General features: G+C 71.9%; 19 protein-coding genes. 13 read left to right on the plus strand and 6 right to left on the minus strand.

Annotated elements, in window-relative coordinates; translation table 11 throughout:
* Positions 1 to 50: 50 nt before the first annotated feature.
* From pcaH to pcaDC, 4 genes are read left to right on the plus strand one after another with little or no spacing between them, the layout of a single operon-like run.
* Positions 51 to 866: a protocatechuate 3,4-dioxygenase subunit beta gene (pcaH, locus tag IE069_RS08495; protein ID WP_189349703.1), complete on the plus strand. Its 816-nt coding sequence runs from the start codon at positions 51 to 53 to the stop codon at positions 864 to 866.
* On the plus strand, positions 867 to 1,445 hold the full coding sequence (gene pcaG, locus IE069_RS08500) for a protocatechuate 3,4-dioxygenase subunit alpha (protein WP_189349704.1): 579 nt from the start codon (positions 867 to 869) through the stop codon (positions 1,443 to 1,445). It abuts the gene before it with no gap.
* Positions 1,446 to 1,479: 34 nt separating this feature from the next.
* Positions 1,480 to 2,904 carry a lyase family protein gene (locus IE069_RS08505; RefSeq protein ID WP_229791030.1) on the plus strand — a complete coding sequence of 475 codons (1,425 nt, stop codon included), beginning with the start codon at positions 1,480 to 1,482 and terminating at the stop codon, positions 2,902 to 2,904.
* Positions 2,897 to 4,120: a bifunctional 3-oxoadipate enol-lactonase/4-carboxymuconolactone decarboxylase PcaDC gene (gene pcaDC, locus IE069_RS15785; protein WP_189349705.1), complete on the plus strand. Its 1,224-nt coding sequence runs from the start codon at positions 2,897 to 2,899 to the stop codon at positions 4,118 to 4,120. Before IE069_RS08505 ends, pcaDC begins: the two co-directional genes overlap by 8 nt.
* Before the next feature lie 67 nt (positions 4,121 to 4,187).
* Here pcaDC and IE069_RS08515 read toward each other — a convergent pair whose 3' ends face one another.
* Complete coding sequence (locus IE069_RS08515) at positions 4,188 to 5,285, minus strand: 3-hydroxyisobutyryl-CoA hydrolase (protein WP_189349706.1); 1,098 nt, start codon at positions 5,283 to 5,285, stop codon at positions 4,188 to 4,190.
* A gap of 88 nt (positions 5,286 to 5,373) precedes the next feature.
* Positions 5,374 to 6,150 carry an alpha/beta fold hydrolase gene (locus tag IE069_RS08520; RefSeq protein ID WP_229791031.1) on the minus strand — a complete coding sequence of 259 codons (777 nt, stop codon included), beginning with the start codon at positions 6,148 to 6,150 and terminating at the stop codon, positions 5,374 to 5,376.
* A 194-nt stretch (positions 6,151 to 6,344) separates the two neighbouring features.
* On the opposite strand from IE069_RS08520, the gene IE069_RS08525 reads away from it, so the two are divergent.
* The 6 genes from IE069_RS08525 to IE069_RS08550 all read left to right on the plus strand — a co-directional run bounded on the left by IE069_RS08525 (position 6,345) and on the right by IE069_RS08550 (position 12,112).
* Complete coding sequence (locus IE069_RS08525; RefSeq protein WP_229791032.1) at positions 6,345 to 7,556, plus strand: glycerophosphodiester phosphodiesterase family protein; 1,212 nt, start codon at positions 6,345 to 6,347, stop codon at positions 7,554 to 7,556.
* A gap of 90 nt (positions 7,557 to 7,646) precedes the next feature.
* Positions 7,647 to 8,207, plus strand: a complete 561-nt coding sequence (locus IE069_RS08530) for a hypothetical protein (RefSeq protein WP_189349708.1) — start codon at positions 7,647 to 7,649, stop codon at positions 8,205 to 8,207.
* A gap of 419 nt (positions 8,208 to 8,626) precedes the next feature.
* Complete coding sequence (locus IE069_RS08535) at positions 8,627 to 9,862, plus strand: thiolase family protein (RefSeq protein WP_189349709.1); 1,236 nt, start codon at positions 8,627 to 8,629, stop codon at positions 9,860 to 9,862.
* 9 nt (positions 9,863 to 9,871) lie between these two features.
* The gene (locus IE069_RS08540) at positions 9,872 to 10,570 is read left to right on the plus strand and encodes a 3-oxoacid CoA-transferase subunit A (RefSeq protein ID WP_189349710.1); all 699 of its coding nucleotides are present in this window, start codon (positions 9,872 to 9,874) and stop codon (positions 10,568 to 10,570) included.
* A gap of 11 nt (positions 10,571 to 10,581) precedes the next feature.
* Positions 10,582 to 11,238, plus strand: a complete 657-nt coding sequence (locus tag IE069_RS08545) for a CoA-transferase (RefSeq protein WP_189349711.1) — start codon at positions 10,582 to 10,584, stop codon at positions 11,236 to 11,238.
* Positions 11,239 to 11,257: 19 nt separating this feature from the next.
* On the plus strand, positions 11,258 to 12,112 hold the full coding sequence (locus tag IE069_RS08550) for an IclR family transcriptional regulator domain-containing protein (protein ID WP_189349712.1): 855 nt from the start codon (positions 11,258 to 11,260) through the stop codon (positions 12,110 to 12,112).
* On the opposite strand, the gene IE069_RS08555 is transcribed toward IE069_RS08550, so the two are convergent.
* On the minus strand, positions 12,109 to 13,119 hold the full coding sequence (locus IE069_RS08555) for an LLM class flavin-dependent oxidoreductase (RefSeq protein WP_189349713.1): 1,011 nt from the start codon (positions 13,117 to 13,119) through the stop codon (positions 12,109 to 12,111). The two genes, IE069_RS08550 and IE069_RS08555, sit on opposite strands and share 4 nt — an antisense overlap.
* A gap of 78 nt (positions 13,120 to 13,197) precedes the next feature.
* Here IE069_RS08555 and IE069_RS08560 point away from each other — a divergent pair, with 78 nt between their 5' ends.
* A complete protein-coding gene (locus IE069_RS08560; protein WP_189349714.1) occupies positions 13,198 to 13,494 on the plus strand; it encodes an antibiotic biosynthesis monooxygenase family protein in 297 nt (98 codons plus the stop codon).
* A 102-nt stretch (positions 13,495 to 13,596) separates the two neighbouring features.
* On the opposite strand, the gene cspE is transcribed toward IE069_RS08560, so the two are convergent.
* The 3 genes from cspE to nirD form a co-directional block, all read right to left on the minus strand.
* Positions 13,597 to 13,800 carry a transcription antiterminator/RNA stability regulator CspE gene (cspE, locus tag IE069_RS08565; protein ID WP_102157271.1) on the minus strand — a complete coding sequence of 68 codons (204 nt, stop codon included), beginning with the start codon at positions 13,798 to 13,800 and terminating at the stop codon, positions 13,597 to 13,599.
* Between the two features lie 355 nt (positions 13,801 to 14,155).
* Positions 14,156 to 14,935 (minus strand): sirohydrochlorin chelatase, encoded by a 780-nt coding sequence (locus tag IE069_RS08570; protein WP_189349715.1) that lies wholly within the window; start codon positions 14,933 to 14,935, stop codon positions 14,156 to 14,158.
* Between the two features lie 17 nt (positions 14,936 to 14,952).
* Positions 14,953 to 15,321 carry a nitrite reductase small subunit NirD gene (gene nirD / locus IE069_RS08575; protein WP_189349716.1) on the minus strand — a complete coding sequence of 123 codons (369 nt, stop codon included), beginning with the start codon at positions 15,319 to 15,321 and terminating at the stop codon, positions 14,953 to 14,955.
* Positions 15,322 to 15,680: 359 nt separating this feature from the next.
* On the opposite strand from nirD, the gene nirB reads away from it, so the two are divergent.
* Complete coding sequence (nirB, locus tag IE069_RS08580) at positions 15,681 to 18,377, plus strand: nitrite reductase large subunit NirB (RefSeq protein ID WP_189349717.1); 2,697 nt, start codon at positions 15,681 to 15,683, stop codon at positions 18,375 to 18,377.
* Positions 18,374 to 19,432, plus strand: coding sequence for a uroporphyrinogen-III C-methyltransferase (cobA, locus tag IE069_RS08585; RefSeq protein ID WP_189349718.1), 1,059 nt, complete (start codon positions 18,374 to 18,376; stop codon positions 19,430 to 19,432). Before nirB ends, cobA begins: the two co-directional genes overlap by 4 nt.
* Positions 19,433 to 19,514: the final 82 nt, after the last annotated feature.

Genomic DNA, 19,514 nt, shown 5'->3' on the forward strand with positions numbered 1-19,514 from the left:
CACCACCCGAACCCGAGAACCCCAGACCAAGCACCAGAGAAGGAGCGCACATGAGCCAGCCACCCGTCGGCGGGCAGCAGCCCGCACTCGACCCCGCCGCCACCATGGACTCGCAGGACAAGCTGACCGGCGAGATCGAGTCGATCGGCGCCGACTACGCCGCGGCCGGCCGCCTCGAGACCCAGCCGCGCCTCGACTACCCGCCCTACCGCTCGTCGCTGCTGCGCCACCCGACCAAGGACCCGCACCACGCGGACCCGGAGACGATCGAGCTCTGGGCCCCGGCCTTCGGCCAGCGGGACGTGCACCCGCTCGAGGCGGACCTGACGATCCAGCACAACGGGGAGCCGATCGGCGAGCGCATCGTGGTCGCCGGGCGGGTGCTCGACGGCGACGGCCGCCCGGTGCGCAACCAGCTGATCGAGCTGTGGCAGGCCAACGCGGCCGGGCGCTACATGCACAAGCGCGACCAGCACCCGGCCCCGCTGGACCCGAACTTCACCGGCGTCGGCCGGGCGATCACCGGGCCGAACGGCGAGTACAGCTTCACGACGATCAAGCCGGCTCCGTACCCGTGGAAGAACCACCACAACGCGTGGCGCCCGGCGCACATCCACTTCTCCCTGTTCGGCACGGACTTCACCCAGCGGATGATCACCCAGATGTACTTCCCCGGCGACCCGCTGTTCGCGCTCGACCCGATCTACCAGACCATCGTGGACCCCAAGGCCCGCGAGCGGCTGGTCGCGACCTACGACCACTCGATCACGAGCCACGAGTGGGCCACCGGGTACAACTGGGACATCGTGCTGACCGGCAGCAACCGGACCTGGATGGAAGACGACGCGCAGGATGAGGAGCACTAGATGACGCAGGCACCAGAGTTGAAGCTCGTCCCCACCCCGGGGCAGACGGTCGGCCCCTTCTTCGGGTACGCGCTGCCGTACGAGAAGGACAGCGAGCTGCTGGCCCCCGGCCACCCGCGGTCGATCCGCCTGCACGGCAATGTCGTCGACGGCGACGGGGCGCCGATCCCCGACGCCCTGCTCGAGATCTGGCAGGCGGACGAGACCGGTGCGATCAGCCGGGAGACCGGCTCGCTGGTGCGCGATGGCTATACGTTCACCGGGTTCGGCCGCGCCGCCGTCGACAACGTCGGGCACTACACGTTCACCACCGTGAACCCGGGGCCGACCGAGTCCGGCAAGGCCCCGTTCATCGCGATGACCGTGTTCGCGCGCGGGCTGACCAACCGCCTGTTCACGCGGATCTACCTGCCGGAGGACACGGAGGCGCTGGCGGACGACCCGCTGCTGGCCTCCCTGGACGCGGAGCGCCGACAGACGATGATCGCCGAGCGCGAGGCCGACGGCTCCCTGCGGTTCGACCTCCGGCTGCAGGGCGGCGCCGAGACCGTCTTCCTGTCCTACCCGCGCGAGTCCTAGGCCGTCCCGGGGCCGCCGGGCTATGTTGAGGAGCATGATGGATCCCCGAGACGCGGGCCTGCTGGACCCCGTGAGCGCCGGCAGCGAGGCCGCCCGCGCGACCAGCGACACGGCGTTCGTCCAGGCGATGCTCGACGTCGAGGCCGCCTGGGTGGGCGTCCTCGCCGATGCGGGGCTCGCCGAGTCGGCCGCGGCGGATGCGGTGGCCGCGGCGGCGGACGCCTCCCGGTACGACCTCGCCTCCCTGGCGGCGCGCACCCGGGACGGGGCCAACGCGCTCATCCCGCTGCTGGCCGACCTCCGCGCGGCGACCCGGGACGCCGCCCTGGCCGCCGGGGCGGACGCGGAAGGGGCCGCGGCCGCGGCGGCGTCCGTGCACCGCGGGGCCACCAGCCAGGACATCATCGACACGGCCCTCATGCTCATGGCCCGCCGAGCCGGCGCGTCGCTGACCGCCGACCTCGCGGCCGCCGCGGCGTCGCTCGCGGAGACCGCCGAGACCCACCGGGGCACCCTCTGCGTCGCGCGCTCGCTCACCCAGCACGCCCTGCCGACGACCTTCGGGCTGCGCGCCGCCGGCTGGCTCTCCGGGGTGGCCGCCGGTGCGGACCGCGCCCGCTCCGCCCTCGCCGCGGCGCCTGTGCAGTGGGGCGGGGCCGCCGGCACACTCGCCTCCCTCGCCGACTCCCTGACCGGCTCCGGCACGACGACGGCGCAGCTCACCACACGCCTCGCGGACCGCCTGTCGCTGGCCGACCCGGGCGCGCCCTGGCACACCCAGCGCCTGCCGGTCACGGCGCTGGGCGCCGCGCTCGCCGACGTCGTGGTGGCCGCGGCCAAGGTGGGCCACGACGTGCTGCTCGCCTCCCGCCCCGAGGTGGGCGAGCTGCGCGAGCCGGCCGCCGAGGGCAGGGGCGGCTCCTCGGCGATGCCGCAGAAGCAGAACCCGGTCCTCGCCGTCACGCTCAAGCAGGCCTCGATCGCGGCGCCGGCCCAGCTCGCGCAGCTGTACGCCGCGGCCGCCGCGGCCGACGACGAGCGCCCCGACGGCGGCTGGCACGCCGAGTGGTCCGCCCTGCGCTCCCTGATCCGCACCGCGGCGGCGGCCGCCGAGCAGCTCGCCGCTCTCGCCGCCGGGCTGCAGGTCGACACCGCGCGCATGCGCGCAAACCTCGGGCTCTCCGGCGACCTGGTGCTCAGCGAGCGGATCATGGCCCGCCTCGCCCCGCACGTGTCCACCCCCACCGCCTCCGGGAAGGCGGCCGTGACCGAGCTCGTGCGCGCCGCCCAGTCCGGCGGACCGCCGCTGCGCGAGCTGCTGCGCGCGGCGATCGACCCCGCCGCCGTGGGCGACGCCGAGCTCGCGGGGCTGCTGGACCCGGGCGGCTACCTCGGCGCCGCCGACGACTTCATCGACACCCACCTCGAGACCTACCGAAAGCTGGACCTGCATGACTGAGCCCGCCCTGCGCCCGACCCTGCTCACCGACCCCGCCGGCGCGGCGTCCAGGCCCGCGATCGTCGTCGGGCCCTCGCTCGGCACGGGCGTCGAGGCGCTGTGGGGCACGACCGCGGCGCTGCTCGCCGAGCGCTTCACCGTCATCGGGTGGGACCTGCCCGGCCACGCCGGCGCCGACGCGTCCGATGCCGACTACACGATGGGCGAGCTGGCGGACGCCGTCGCCGCCCTGGTCGCCGCGCTGCGGGCCGAGGGGGTCGTCGCGGCGAAGGGCGCGGCCCCGCTGTTCTACGCGGGCGTCTCAATCGGCGGGGCGGCCGGCGCCCAGCTAGGGCACGACCACCCGGAGCTCTTCGACGGGATCTCGATCATCTGCTCCGCCGCGAAGATCGGCACCCCCGAGGGGTGGCACGAGCGGGCCGAGCTCGTGGCGGCCGCCGGCACCCCGACCATGGTCTCCGGGTCCGCCGAGCGCTGGTTCGCCCCCGGTTTCCTGGAGGCGCACCCGCAGGTCGGCACATCGCTGCTGCACGTCCTCCAGAACACCGACCGGCACTCCTACGCCCACGCCTGCCGCGCCCTCGCCGGGTACGACCTCAGCGGGGACCTGGGCGCGATCACGGCCCCGGTGCTGGCGATCGCCGGCGCCCACGACGTGGTCTGCCCGCCCGCCGACGCCGAGACCCTGGCGGGCGGCGTCGCGGACGGGCGCGCCGCCGTCGTGCCCTCGGCCGCGCACCTGGCGCCGGCGGAGGACCCGGAGGCGACCGCCGAACTGCTGGGCGACTTCTTCGCCCCCCTGCCCGCGCGCTCCTCCACTCCCGGGCCGGCCGCGCAACGCCTGCCCGGGGACCCCTACGACGCCGGCATGGGCGTGCGCCGGCAGGTCCTCGGCGACGCCCACGTGGACCGCGCGAACGCCGGGGTCGACCCGTTCACCGCCGAGTTCCAGGAGATGATCACCCGCTACGCGTGGGGCACCATCTGGACGCGCGACGGCCTGGACCGCGTGACCCGCAGCGCCATCACGCTGACCGCGATGATCGCCGGCGGGTACTGGGACGAGCTGGAGATGCACGTGCACGCCGCCGTGCGCAACGGGATGAGCGCGGAGCAGATCAAGGAGGTGTTCCTGCAGTCGGCGATCTACTGTTCAGTGCCCGCGGCGAACGTGGCCTTCAAGATCGGCCAGCGGGTCCTCGCCGAGTACGAGTGACCCGTTTCGGGCGGGTTCCGCGGCGCGGGTCCGCGGAGCCCGCCCGCGCGGGAGGAGCGAAAACGGGTCACTCGTCGAGCGTGACCGAATCCTGCGCCACGACCTCGGCGATCGCCGCCCGCTCGCGTGCGCCCAGCTCCTCGGCGAACCAGGCGGGGCTGCGGTCCTTGTCGATGACCTGCGCGCGGATGCCCTCCGGCAGGTCCGGGTAGTTCATCAGGAAGTCGGCGATGCGCAGCTCGCGCGTGAACGCTTCCGGCAGGAAGTCCTCCGCCCGGGCCGCCCGCACCGCGGCCAGGGCGGTCTCCACGGAGAGCGGCGAGTTCGCGCGGACCGCCGCGGCGGCCTCGCGCGCCGCCGGGTAGGGGACCGCGTCGAGCGCGGCGAGGATCACCGGCAGGCTCTCCTGGCCGTAGGCCGCGTCGATCCACGGCTGGGCCGCGAGCAGGGTGCGCGTCTCGCGCGGGGCGGGGACGGAGAGCAGGACCTCGAGTGCGGCACGGACCGTGTCGGCCTGCGGGCCCGCGCCGGCGGCGGAGGCGACGGCGTCGCCGGCCAGGTCGTGCAGGGTCGCCAGCAGGTCGTCGAACCCGTCCTCGGCCATGCAGAAGTCCGCGAACCCGGCGTCGATCGCGTCGCCGGCGCCCATGGCCGCCCCCGTGGCGGCCAGGTGCTCGCCGATCCGGCCCGGCGCGCGCCCGAGCAGGTGGGTGCCGCCGACGTCGGGGCTGTAGCCGATCTTCGCCTCCGGCATGCCGACCGCCGACCGCGGCGTCACGATCCGCACGCCCGCGTGAGATGCCAGCCCCACGCCGCCGCCCATGCAGAGGCCGTCCATGAACGCGACGACGGGCTTCGGGTAGGTGGCGATCTGCTGGTCGACCTCGAACTCGCGGGAGAGGAAGCGCAGGAAGTCGCCGTGCCGGTTCGCGGTGATCGCCTCGTAGAAGACCTTGATGTCGCCGCCGGCGCAGAATCCGCGCCCGCCGGCACCGTGCAGCACGACGATCCGGACGCCGTCGTCGTCCAGCCACGCGTCGAGGGTCCTCCCGATCGCGTCGACCATCGCCTCGGTGAGCGCGTTGATCTTCTCCGGCCGGTTCAGGGTGATGATCCCCAGCCCGTCGGCGACCTGCGCGATGATGCGCTCCTCGGTGTCCGTCACGTCTCCTCCTGCGGTGTTCGACTCGAGCGCGGGGCCCTGGTGCCACCACCCTAGCGCCGGCGCGGCCGCCGCGCGCGAAGCCCGCGTGTCAGCCGAGCACGTGCCGCGCCATCAGCCCCGCGACCGTCTCCGGCGCCTCCAGCGGCGCCAGGTGCGCCGCTCCGGGCACGACGGCGGAGCGCCCGTCGCGTACCCCGCCCGCCAGCTCTTCGGCCGCGGCGGGCGGGCAGACGGCGTCGTGCTCGCCGGCGACCGCGAGCAGGGGCGCGGTGATCGCCGCGAGGGATGCGCGCAGGTCGTAGTCGGCGAGGGCCTCGCAGGCGAAGGCGTAGGCGCCGGCATCGGTGGCGCGCAGGGAGTCGATCACTCCCGCGGCCCGCCCCGGGTGGGCGTCGACGAAGCCCGGGCCGAACCAGCGCTGCTTCGATCCCTCCTCGAGGACCTCGGTGCCCTGGCGGCGGACCAGGTCGGCGCGTTCGTGCCAGGTCTCGGGGGTGCCGATCTTCGCCGCACTGCAGAGGATCGACAGCGAGGCGAAGGCCTCCGGGTAGTCGTGGCCGAGCTGCACGCCGACCGCGCCGCCGATCGAGACGCCGGCGTAGTGCACCGGGCCCGCGATGGTCTCGTCCGCCATGGCCTTCACACCCGCGGCGAGCTCGGCCAGCGAGAAGGACTCCACCGGGACCGCGGCCTCTCCGTGGCCCGGCAGGTCCCAGGCGACGAGGCGGAAGTGCGGGGCGAGGTGGGGCGCCACGAGGTGCCAGAGTGACGCCGTCGTGCTGCCCAGGGACGGGCCCAGCACCAGGGTCGGCAGCGAGACGTCGGCGTCGTTGAGGCGGATGGGGGAGATGGTGGGGACAGCCAAGATCGCTCCAGGGGTTGCTCGTCGGGTCGGTTGCGTCCGCCGCGGGCGGCACCGGCAGATGTCCACCCGCGTTCATGCGGTCCTCAAGTGCACGTTACCCCGGGACGGTTGGATGGACGGGTCGGCCGGCGCAACAAAACGTGACAGCCGGCCGAACCCCTGCACACGCAGGGGACCAACCCGGAGGAGAACCCGTGAAGCACACCCGAGCCCGCACCCTGGCGGCCGCCGTCGCCGTCGGAACGATCGCGCTGTCCACCGCCGCCCCGGCGCTTGCCGACTACGCGGGAACCGACGAGTCGGAGCAGCCGGTCATGATCGGCCACCGCGGCGCCGCCGGCACCGCGCCGGAGAACACCGTGGCCGCGTTCAAGGACGGGCGCGCGTCCGGGGCGGACTTCTTCGAGATCGACGTGCAGCTCTCCGCCGACGGCGTCCCGTTCCTCTTCCACGACAACACCCCGAAGCGCACCACCGACGTCGCCGAGGTGTTCCCGGGCCGCGAGGACGACCCGATCACGTCCTTCACGTGGGACGAGCTGCAGCAGCTGGACGCCGGCTCCTACTTCTCGGAGAAGTTCGCCGGCGAGAAGATCCCGCACCTGTCCGACGCCGCGGCGGTGGCCACCACGCAGACCGGCGTCTACATCGAGATCAAGTCCCCGCAGAACTCGCCCGGCGTCGAGCAGGTCGTCGCCGACGCCCTGCAGGAGCCGGCCTGGCGGAAGCTGGTGGCCGCCGGCAAGGTCGAGGTCCTGGGATTCGATGCCGCCTCCAACATCCGCTTCGCCGGGCTCGCTCCCGAGATCCCCCTGCAGCAGCTCTCCGGCACCATTCCGTCCGTCGCGGAGATCGGTGCGATGTCCGAGTTCGTGGACTCGTACGGCACCAACTACCGCGTCCTCGACCAGGCCGGGGTGGACCGCGTGCACGGCGCCGGGCTCGAGATCGGCGTCTACACGGTGAACGCGACGGACGCGCTGGACGGCGTGCTGGACCTCGGCGTCGACCGGGTGACCGGCGACTTCCCGATCCAGCTGGAGCGCTACCTCGACGGCGTCGACCCGTTCCCGGGCAAGGGCGGCGTGCGCATCCTCGAGTCGAACAACAACGTCCCCGGCTCCGACACCCAGGACGAGACCGGCGAGCACCTGGTGCTGGTCAACGACGGCCCGGCGCCCGTGGACGTCTCCGGCTACCACGTCCGCGACGCGGCCAACAACATCCTGGCCGTCGGCGACGGCTACGTCCTGGAGCCGGGCGGGACCCTGCGCGTGTACTCGGCCGCGGGCACCGACAGCGACGACGCGTACTACAACGGCGGGGGAGCGGTGCTGAACAACGGCGGCGACTCCCTGGGCCTGTGGACGGCGCAGGACCAGCTGCTGGACACGTTCGGCAACTGACCTGCGGGACTCATGACGACGGCGGTGCGCAACCTTGGACTTCCAGGGTGCGCACCGCCGTCGTCGTATTCAGAGGGTTAGGCTGTGGCCATGGTGAAGCCGACGAACACTGCCGCGATCGAGAAGGCCACAGGCCGCAGCTGGGACGACTGGGTCGCGCTCCTGGACGGCGAGGGGGCCCGCGAGCTGCCGCATCCCGAGATCGCCGGGATCGCGATCCGGCACCTGGACGCGGAGACCGGGGCGAACAACGGGTGGTGGGCGCAGTCCATCGCCGTCGCCTACGAGCAGCACATCGGGCGCCGGCTGCCCGGGCAGCGGCCCGACGGTACGTTCGAGGGGTCGGCGAGCCGCACCGTTGCCGGGCGTCGCGACGATGTGGCGCGCGCCTGGGGCGAGCTGATCCTCGACCACCTGGCCGAGCACGGCGGCATCGGCGGCGTCGCGCTCGAGGGCGATGCGCGGACGACCGACACCGGCAAGCGCGCCTACTGGAGGTCCGGTTTCACGGACGGCACCCGCGTCGCCGTCTCGTTCGAGGACAAGGGGGCGGACAAGGTCCTCGTCACGGCCACGCACGAGCGGATCGCCGCGCCGGACGACGTCGCCGACTGGAAGGCGGCCTGGAAAGCCGTCCTCGCCGGGTTCTAGGGTCTGTCCCCGGGCGATTGCACGAGTCTCCGGGCAGCGCAGATGCGTTTTCGCCGCACCGCCCTTCATTCCCCCGGTAGCTGCATCTTTCCCCGGGTCATGACCAGGGGAGATATGTAGCCACCGGGGGAGTCGGGCCTGATTCGCCCGGCAGTGCCGTGCGCAGTCCGGGGACTGGCGTCGCGGCCCGGGGAGCGGACGAATTGCTCGGCTGCGCCGTCGTCGTGCGCTGCGGTCCGCCCGGGGGTTGAACCACCGGGATGAGGCGCCGTCGCGCGCCCGCGGTGCGCAACAATGCTTGCCTCTCGCCCCGGCCCACGATAAAGTTCAATCAGCGCACATCGGTGCGCATACCGCACACTTCGGAGGCTCGCCCTTGGAGCGTGCGCCATTCGCCGAAGACGTTGATGGGAGACTTCATGCCGCAGGCCTACGTGTACGACGCCGTCCGCACGCCGTTCGGGAAGATCGGCGGCTCGCTGTCCGCCCACCGCCCCGACGACCTCGCCGCCCACGTGGTCCGGGCGCTCCTCGACCGCGCGCCGGGCCTCGACGCGGAGAACGTCGCCGCCGGAACGATCGACGAGGTCGTCTTCGGCAACGCCAACGGAGCCGGCGAGGAGAACCGCAACATCGCCCGCATGGCGACCCTGCTGTCGGGGCTGCCGACGTCCATCCCGGGCACCACGGTCAACCGCCTCTGCGGATCCTCGCTCGACGCGGCGATCGTCGCCTCCCGCCAGATCGAGGTCGGCGAGGCCGACCTGATGCTCGTCGGCGGCGTCGAATCGATGTCCCGCGCGCCCTGGGTCCTGCCCAAGACCGAGCGCCCGTTCCCGATGCAGAACCTCGAGCTCGCCAACACGACGCTCGGCTGGCGACTCGTGAACCCGGAGATGCCCGCCGAATGGACCGTCTCCCTCGGCGAGGCCACCGAGCAGCTGCGCGAGAAGCACGGCATCTCCCGCGAGGCGCAGGACGAGTTCGCGGCGCAGTCCCACCAGCTCGCCGCCAGGGCCTGGGACGAGGGGAAGTACGACAACCTCGTGGTCCCCGTCCCGCCGGCGAACAAGCGCTCTTCCGAGGTCACACGCGACGAGACCGTCCGCCCCGACTCCACCGCCGAGGCCCTGGCCGGCCTGCGCACCGTCTTCCGCCCCGCCGGGGACGGCACCGTCACGGCCGGCAACGCCTCGCCCATGAACGACGGCGCCTCCGCCGCCTGGCTCGGCTCCGAGGCCGCCGCCGGGGTTCTCGGGCTCGACCCGATCGCCAGGATCATCGGCCGCGGCACCTTCGCCAACGAGCCCCGGTACTTCGGCGAGGCGCCGGTCGAGGCTGCCAACCTGGCCCTCCGGCGCGCGGGCCTCGCGTGGCCGGACATCGCCGCCGTCGAGCTCAACGAGGCCTTCGCCGCGCAGTCGATCGCGTGCCTCGACGCCTGGACCGCCGACGGGCTCTCGAGCCCGGACATCGTCAACGCCTGGGGCGGCGCCATCGCCATCGGCCACCCGCTCGGCGCCTCCGGCCTCCGCGTGCTCGGCACGCTGGCCCGCCGCCTGCAGGAATCGGGCGAGAGGTACGGCGTGGCGGCGCTGTGCATCGGCGTCGGCCAGGGCATCGCCGTCGTCCTCGAAAACGTCAACGCAAAGTAGGAGAGACACATGGCACCACGGATCGCAGAGCACGCCGCGGACGCCGTCGCGCAGATCACCGACGGCTCCACCGTGCTGATCGGCGGGTTCGGCAACGCCGGCCAGCCCATGGAACTGATCGACGCGCTGCTCGAGTGCGGCGCCACCGGCCTGACGGTGGTGAACAACAACGCCGGCCAGGCCGACGCGGGCCTCGCGCTGCTCATCAAGGAGCGCCGCGTCAAGAAGGTCATCTGCTCCTTCCCGCGGCAGTCGGACTCGTGGCACTTCGACGAGGCGTACCGGGCCGGCGAGCTCGAGCTCGAGCTCGTGCCGCAGGGCAACCTGGCCGAGCGCATCCGGGCCGCCGGCGCCGGCATCGGCGGGTTCTTCACGCCCACCGGCTACGGCACCATGCTGGCCGAGGGCAAGGAGACCCGCGAGATCGACGGCGTCGGGTACGTGTTCGAGACCCCGATCAAGGCGGACTTCGCCCTGATCAAGGCGCTGCGCGCCGACACGTTCGGCAACCTCGTCTACCGCAAGACGGCCCGCAACTTCGGACCCGTCATGGCGACGGCGTCGAGCAACGCGATCGTCCAGGTCGACGAGATCGTGCCCGTCGGGCAGATCGACCCGGAGACCGTCGTGACCCCGGGCATCTACGTGGACACGGTGGTCGCGATCGAATCCGGCCCCACGCCGGCGCTGGCACCGAAGAAGAAGTAAGGAAGCGCACCATGACGACGTTCACCACCACCGAGGCGGCCCTGACCCGCGACGAGATGGCTCAGCTGGTCGCCGCCGACATCCCCGCCGGCGCGTTCGTGAACCTGGGCATCGGCCAGCCGACCAACGTCTCCAACTTCCTCACCGACGAGCAGGGTGTCACCCTGCACACGGAGAACGGCATGCTGGGCATGGGCCCGGTCGCCGCGGAGGGGGAGGTCGACGGCGATCTCATCAACGCCGGCAAGATCCCGGTGACGGAGCTCGCCGGGGCCAGCTACTTCCACCACGCCGACTCGTTCGCGATGATGCGCGGCGGCCACCTGGACGTCTGCGTGCTCGGGGCTTTCCAGGTCTCGGCCGGCGGCGATCTCGCCAACTGGCACACCGGCGCCGAGGGCGCGATCCCGGCCGTCGGCGGGGCCATGGACCTGGCGATCGGCGCCAAGTCCACGTGGGTCATGATGAGCCTGTTCACCAAGGCCGACGACTCCAAGCTGGTCGAGGCCCTGACCTACCCCGTGACCGGGCTCGGCTGCGTCTCCCGGATCTACACCGAGCAGGCCGTGTTCCTCATCGACGGGGACGGCGTGCGGGTCCGTTCGAGTCACGGCACCACCTTCGAGGAGCTCGCCGCCCGCGTCCCGATCGAGCTGAAGCGCGCCTGATTCGGTAGCCTGAACTCCTATGTCCGAGTCAGCGAACACCGGTGCGCCGGCCGCGGCGGGTGAGAACCCGTCGTCGTACTACGTCCAGTCGCTCGAGCGCGGGCTCGAGGTGATCCGCGCGTTCGACGCGGAGCACCCGTCCATGACGCTCACGGATGTCGCGCGGGTGACGGGGCTGACCCGGGCGACGGCCCGCCGGTTCCTGCTCACGCTCACGGACCTCGGCTACGTGCGCACGGATGGGAAGCACTTCGAGCTGACCGCCCGCGTGCTGCGCCTCGGGTACGCGTTCGTCTCCAGCCACGACCTGCCGCAGCTGGCCGAGCCCGTGCTCGAGGAGCTCTCGGCCGCGGTCGGCGAGTCCGCGTCGGCGTCCGTGCTCGACGGCGACCAGGTGGTCTACATCGCGCGCGTCCACACCCGCCGCATCATGCGCGTCGGCATCTCCGTGGGCACGCGGTTCCCCGCCTACGCCACCAGCATGGGGCGGGTGCTGCTCGCCTTCTCCGGCGACCCGCACGGCGCGGGCGGTCGCGGCGGGGAGGACGACGTCGTCGCGCGCCTGACCGCCGGCGGCGGGCTGGCCGCGCTGACCGAGAACACGATCACCGCCCCCGACGAGCTGCGCGCCGAGCTGGAGCGCGTGCGCGAGCAGGGCTGGTGCCTGGTGGACCAGGAGCTCGAACGGGGCCTGAGCTCGCTGGCCGTCCCCGTGCGCGGGCCCGGCGGCCGGGTGGTCGCCGCGCTCAACGTGTCGATGAGCGTCGGCGGACCCGGCGCCGGGGACACCGCCCGGGAACGGGCCGCGACCCTGCTGCCGCAGCTCGAGGAGGCCGCCGCGCAGGTGGAGGAGGCGCTGGCCCTCCAGCGCTAGGGAGCGGTGAGGCCCGCGGCCTCGGCCGTGATGCGCAGGGAGTTCAGGCGGGCGTCGGCCTCGATGGGCGACTGCACGGTGATCAGCTCGTCCGCGTCCGCCGTCTGCGCGAACTGCTCCAGGTACTCGCCGACCGCCTCCGTGGTCCCGACCGCGGTGTACTTGAGCATCTTCAGGATCTGCTCGCCGGCCGGCGACGCCATGACCATGTCGAGTTCGTCTTCGGTGAACGGCACGTCCCGGTTGCGCCCGACGAACCGCTGCACGCGGTCGCGCCGGACCTGCTCCATGAGCTCGGACGCCTCCGCGTTGGTGTCCGCGGCGACGACGCCGACGCCGGCGATCACGTAGGGCTCGGACAGCTGTTCGGACGGCTGGAAGTTCTCCCGGTAGACCCGCACGGCCTGCTGGAGGGCGTCGGGTGCGAAGTGGGAGGCGAAGGAGTACGGCAGGCCCAGCTGGGCGGCCAGCTGCGCGCCGAAGAGGCTCGAGCCCAGGATGTACAGCGGCACATTGGTGCCGTATCCCGGGTACGCGTTGACGCCCTTGATGCGGGATTCCGTGCCGAAGTAGGCCTGCAGCTCCAGGACGTCGTGGGGGAAGGACTCCGCCGAGGCGGGGTCTCGGCGCAGGGCCTGGAACGTCAGCTGGTCGCTGCCGGGCGCGCGGCCGAGCCCGAGATCGATCCGGTCGCCGTAGAGGGTCGCCAGGGTGCCGAACTGCTCGGCGATGACCAGAGGGGAGTGGTTCGGCAGCATGATGCCGCCGGCGCCCAGGCGGATGGTGGACGTCTGCGTGGCGACGTGGCCGATCAGGACGCTGGTGGCGCTCGAGGCGATGGACGGCATGTTGTGGTGCTCCGCGTACCAGACGCGGTGGAAGCCGAGCTTCTCGGCCGTCTGCGCAAGGACGACGGACTCGGCGAAGGAGGCCGCGACCTCGCCGGGGCCGGAGGTCGCGCTGGAACGGATGGGGGCCAGATCAAGGACAGATAGGGTTGGGCTCACTCAGGTGCCAACCGTGCGGCGCCCGACTTCATTCCCGGCGTCGCCCTATTCCGGGACAAACCCGATGAGAGGCTGGTCATGTCCACCACCGAACACGCCGTCCTGCCCGTGGTTCCCGGGCGGGAGGCGGCCTTCGAAGCGGCGTTCGCCGAGGCCCGGCCGATCATCTCGTCGATGCCGGGCTGCCTGGAGGTCCGGCTCCTGCGCTGCGCCGAGGACGCCTCGAAGTACCTGCTGCTGGTCGAGTGGGAGAGCATCGAGCACCACACCGAGGGTTTCCGTGGTTCCGCCGGGTACGAGCGGTGGAAGGAGCTGCTGCACCGCTTCTACGACCCGTTCCCGCTCGTCGAGCACTTCGAGGAGGTCGGCGCTTAAACGCGTAGGGCGCCCCACCAGATGGTGGGGCGCCCTAGCTGCCGTCGGCGGACTAGTCCGCGTCGTCGGCGAAAGCTAAACGAAGGCCGTGAGGCCGTTCACTTAGACCGGGCGGATGTTCTCCGCCTGCAGGCCCTTCTGGCCCTGGGTGACGTCGAACTCGACGCGCTGACCCTCGTCCAGCGAACGGAAGCCGTTCGACTGGATTGCCGAGTAGTGAGCGAACACGTCGGCGGAGCCGTCCTCAGGAGCGATGAAGCCGAAGCCCTTTTCCGGGTTGAACCACTTGACAGTACCTGTTGCCATGATGTTTGTCCTTTCAAGACATTGCACGCGAGACAAAGCACGCTGGTGCGCGGGTTGTGTGACCGCAAGGTGCGCGGCCTACGCGTAGCTGCGGGAAGTTCACCGCGAATTACAACGGTCAAGCCTGCAAAGGACATGGCACTGCAAATACTGCGTGAAAAACTACGACTACTACAGCTCCAACAGTACGCGATAAATGCCGGGGAATATACCCCTTGCCACAAATCAGTCGTCTTTTCTTCTCAGCGGACCCCTCGGAGGGGCCCTTCAGCCCGGGTTTCAGGCCGAAATCGCGGCGCCGGGTCGTCCTGTTCGACGTGTCGACGCCGCGTTCGGGCGGGAGGCCGCAGCGGGTCTACGGCTGGTCGTAGCGGTCAAGGACGATATCGACGAGTTCCCGGGGGACCGGGAGACCGGGGACGAGCAGCGGCTCGGCGACGATGTCGGCATCGGATCCGGCGACGAGGGCGGCGAAGTGCCCCGGAGCCATGAGATAGGTCGAGACGACGACGCGGCCCCGGCGCTGACGCGAGCCGAACCAGCCGCGCTGCGTGCGTGCCCGGGCGCTCGCCACGGCGGCCCCGACCGACGGATCGGCCGCCGAGACGAAGGCCGCCTCCACCTTCGCGCCGACCCTCTGCGCGAGCAGCCCGGCCATCGCGCGGCAGTCGGCGACTCCCTGGGGGTCCGTCGACCCGGCGCACGCCATGACGATCTGGTCGCCCCTGCGCACGCCCGCCTCGCGCAGGCGCAGCGCCAGGACGTCCGCCAGGCGCGGGTCCGGACCGAGGGCGCGGGTCACGGTGGTCCCCTCAGCGGCGTCGGCAGCCTCGGCGAGGTCGTGGCGGGTGTGATACCCGGTCGAGAGCAGCAGCGGGACGATCCGCGGGCGCGGGCCCGCGGCCGAGAGCACGGCCGGCACGTCGGGCGTCTGGACGTCGACGAAGGCCTCGGCGATCCGCAGGCCGGGCCGGGCCGCGGCGACGGCCTCGACCAGGGCGCGGATCGCGCGTTGGCCGGAGGGGCTCCCCGTGCCGTGCGAGGCGGCGACGAGCGTGCCGGCCTCGACCTGCGGAACCCACCCGGTCCAGGCGTCGTTCGCCGACGGCGAGTGGTTCGCGTCTGTTCGCGACATCAGTGCGGCTCCCATCGTTATCCCAACCCCACCATCACGCGGGACGACTCGACCCGGACGGGGTAGACGAGAAGGTCGACGTCGTCCGCGTTCAGGCAGTCTCCCGTGTCCAGCCGGTAGACCTCTTTGTGCAGCGGGCTGGCGATCGTCTTGACGATCTCGCCGTCGACGCTTCGGCTGCCCATGATGCCGCGAGACATTACCTGAGCCCCCGTGCCCGGGCACTTCTGCGTTACGGCGAACAACGAGCCGTCCGCGAAGCGCAGCAGGGCGATCTGCGTCCCGTCGATCCATGCGGCCTCGCCCCAGCCGGGCTTCAGGTCGTCCAGCCAGCAGGCCTCGACCCAAGTGGATACGTGTGCTGCCTCGTCGATCAGAATCGTCATGTCGGGCTCCTCCGTGGTTGCTCGGGTGGTGCTTCGTTCGGGGTCGGGCACCAGCCTAGGAAGGCCTTGTTACAGGTGGGGAGCGCGACCCGTATCGCCCCGGTAAACCGCGTCTCACGCGTTCCGCGGCCGGCGCGTGAGGCGAGGAACCCGCGCGATCGCGACCCCGGACGGTTGTTTCGACGGCGTTTCGCAGCGCTCACCCGGGCGGCGGTGCGGGGCAGAGAAGATGTTTCCCGTGCGTGACACCCCGGACACTGCCGGGCAAATCCGGGTCCCTAGGTTGGAGGGCAGTGAATCAACAGGCGCCGGTCCGCCAGGCCGCGCCGCACCGCCTCTTCCAACCAAGCGAGGGAACCATGAGCAACGCCACCAGCACGGGCACCCGCCGGATCGTCGTCGTCGGGGGCGGCCCCGCCGCGCACCGCTTCACCGACGCCATGTCCGCCCGCGGCCTCGCCGGATCGCACGTGACCGTCCTGACCGAGGAGGCGCACGTCCCCTACGACCGCGTGGCACTGTCGCAGGCGCTCACCCGGACCGACGTCGACCTGACCTTCGACGCGGACCTCTGGGGGAACGAGGGGATCGAGCTGGTGCGCGGGGCCCGCGTCGTCGACCTGGACCTCGGATCCAAAGAGGCGGTCACCGACGATGGCCGCCGCTTCCCCTACGACGAGCTGGTCCTCGCCACCGGCTCCAACGCGGCGACCCTCCCGATCCCCGGCAGCGAGCACACCCACGTGTACCGCTACCTGGAGGACGTCTGGAACATCAACCGGGAGATCGCCGAGCTCACCGAGAAGTACGGCCGGACCATCAACGCGGTCACCATCGGCGGCGGACTGCTCGGCCTGGAGGCCGCCGCCGGCGTCCAGTCCCTGGGCGCCAGACCGATCGTGATCGACGGCGGCTCCTGGCTCATGGGCACCCAGCTCGACGAGGGCGCCGGACAGGCCATGGGCCGGCTGATCGCCGGGAAGGGGCTCGAGGTCCACAGCGGCGTCTTCCCGTCCAAGGTCCTCACCGAGGAGGCCGACGGCGAGGAGCGCGTGACCGGCGTCGAAATGGCCGACGGCCGCGTCATCGACGCCGACATGGTGATCGTCTCCATCGGCGTGCGGCCGCGCGACGAGCTGGCCCGCACGCTCAACAACCGGGCCAGGGAGGCCGCAGCGCTCGCCGCCGGCAAAACCGTCGACGACCTCGAGGGCACCGACCAGGAGCCGGCCGAGGACTACACGCCGGTGTTCCGCATGGGGCCGCGCGGCGGCGTCGTCATCGACGAGACGTGCGCGACCGACGTGGAGAACGTCTGGGCCGTGGGCGAGGTCGCCAACTTCGGCGGATTCTGCATCGGCCTGGTCGCCCCCGCCAACACGATGGCGGAGATCGCCGCGGACCGCCTCGCTGGTGGCGACGCCGAGTTCGGCGGGTTCGACACCGCCACCAAGCTCAAGCTCTCCGGGGTCGACGTCGCGAGCTTCGGCGACGCGTTCGCGAAGGCCGAGGGCGCGCTCGAGGTCGTCTACGCGGACCCCGCCCGCGGCGTCTACCAGAAGCTCGTCGTCAGCGACGACGCGAAGACCCTGCTCGGCGGCATCTTCGTCGGCGACGCCGCCCCCTACACGTCGCTGCGCCCGCTGCTCGGGCGCGAGCTGCCCGGTGAGCCCGGCGCCTACCTGTCGGCGGCCGGCGGCGGCGACGCCCCGGACACCGAGCTGCCCGACGACGCCACCCTGTGCTCCTGCAACAACGTCACCGCCGGCACCATCCGCGACACCGTCGGCGGCTGCGGCACGTGCGAGGGGCGGGAACCGGTGCAGGACCTGGCCGGGGTGAAGGGGTGCACCAAGGCCGGAACCTCGTGCGGCTCCTGCGTCCCGATGCTCAAGAAGCTCATCGAGAAGGAGCTGACCAGGAACGGCGTCGAGGTCTCCAAGGCCGTCTGCGAGCACATCGAGTTCTCCCGCGCGGAGCTCTTCGAGGCGGTCCGGCTGGCCGACCTGCACTCGTTCGAGGCCGTCATGGAGCGCTTCGGGACCGGCCTCGGCTGCGACATCTGCAAGCCCGCCATCGCGAACATCCTCGCCTCCCAGCACAACGCCCACCCGCTCGACGGCGACCTCGGCGGCCTGCAGGACACCAACGACCGCGCGCTGGCGAACATGCAGAAGGACGGCACCTACTCGGTGGTCCCGCGCATCCCCGGCGGCGAGATCACCCCCGAGAAGCTCGGCGTGATCGCGAACGTCGCCCAGAAGTACGGGCTCTACACCAAGCTCACCGGCGGCCTGCGCATCGACATGTTCGGCGCGCGGCTCGAGCAGTTGCCGGAGATCTGGAAGGAGCTCGTCGAGGCCGGCTTCGAATCCGGTCAGGCCTACGGCAAGTCCCTGCGCACGGTCAAGGGCTGCGTCGGCTCGTCGTGGTGCCGCTACGGCGTGCAGGACTCGGTCAGGATGGCCATCGATCTGGAACTGCGCTACCGCGGCCTGCGGTCGCCGCACAAACTCAAGATGGGCGTCTCCGGTTGCGCCCGCGAATGCGCGGAGGCCAAGGGCAAGGACGTCGGCGTCATCGCGACGGAAGCCGGCTGGAACCTGTACGTCGGCGGCAACGGCGGCGCCAACCCGGCCCACGCCAAGCTGCTGGCCAAGGATCTGGACGACAAGACCCTGCTGAAGTACATCGACCGCTTCTTCATGTATTACATCCGAACCGCTGATCGTCTGCAGCGCACGGCACACTGGATGGATGACCTGGATGGCGGCATCGAGCACGTGTACTCCGTCGTGGTCGAGGATTCCCTCGGCCTCGGCGAGGAGCTGGAAGCTGCCATGAATCGCCACGTGGAGGGCTACGAGGATGAGTGGGCGGCGACGCTGAAGGATCCGGAGCGCCTGCGCCGCTTCCGTTCCTTCGTGAACGCACCCGACCAGAAGGACGAGACCCTCGCCTACGTCGAGGAGCGCGGTCAGAAGCGTCCAGCCGGCCCGGTCCCGCTCGGTGCCTCGATCCCGGTCGGCGCCCCCGCCGGCGGTGCGGCGTCATGACCGCGAACGCGCCGTTCATCGGAACGACGCAGCTGTCGGGCCACATCGTGGTGGTGTGCGGCGCCCAGCGCGCCGCGCGCCGCGCGGTCGCGCGCTACCGCAGCCTCGGCGCGGCGGTGACGACCGCCGTCGTCCCCTCGGAGATGGCCGGGCTCAGCCCCGCGTTGTCCCGCGCCAGCCTCATCGTCGCGGTCGACGACGGCAATCCCGGCTGGGACTTTCTGCCCGCGCTGGCGCGCGAACGGCGCGTCATGCTGGTGCAGGAGGAGGCGGCAGCCGAGCACGGCACCGTGACCCTCGTCGGCGGCGGCCCGGGCGAGGCCGATCTGCTGACCGTGGCCGGACGCAAGGCACTGGCCCAGGCCGACGTCGTCTACTACGACCGGCTGGGGCCGGCCGGCATGGTCGGCGAGCTGGCCCCCGGCGCCGAACTGATCGACGTCGGCAAGACGCCCGGCCACCACAAGGTGCCGCAGGGGCGGATCCAGGACATGATGGTCGCCTCCGCGCTGGAGGGGAAGTCCGTGGTCCGGCTCAAGGGCGGGGATCCGTTCGTGTTCGGGCGCGGCGGCGAGGAGGTCGAGGCCTGTGTCGCGGCCGGCCTGCCCGTCACCACGATTCCCGGCATCACGAGCTCGATCTCCGTTCCCGGAACGGTGGGCATCCCGGTCACGCATCGCGGTGTCGCGAAGATGTTCACCGTCGCCTCCGGGCACCAGCCGTTCAGCGACGACGAGTTGGAGCACCTGGCCGGGCTCGGCGGGACGATCGTCGTGCTCATGGGGGTGGCCACGCTGCCGCAGACCGTTGCGGGCCTGATCCGCAACGGCCTGGAACCCAAGACCCCGGCGGCCGTCATCGAGCGCGGGTACACCGACACGCAGCGCTCGACCGTGGCGACGCTGGATAAGCTGGTCATGGCGGCGGCCGAAGCCAAGTGCGCTTCGCCCGCGGTTGTTGTCATCGGCGACGTGGTCGCCGTCGGAAACGATTGGAAAGAACTGGCCGCGCACGTGGGTGCGGCGGCCGGATCGAGGGAGGACTCGCGCGCGTGACGGACAAGAGCGAACAGGCTGGCTCCGAGGCGGAGCGACCGGCCGGCTCGGCCTGCAGCCCGGACAAGCCGGACACCGTCGC

Source organism: Zhihengliuella salsuginis (genome assembly GCF_014651715.1).
Classification (GTDB): Bacteria; Actinomycetota; Actinomycetes; order Actinomycetales; family Micrococcaceae; genus Zhihengliuella; species Zhihengliuella salsuginis.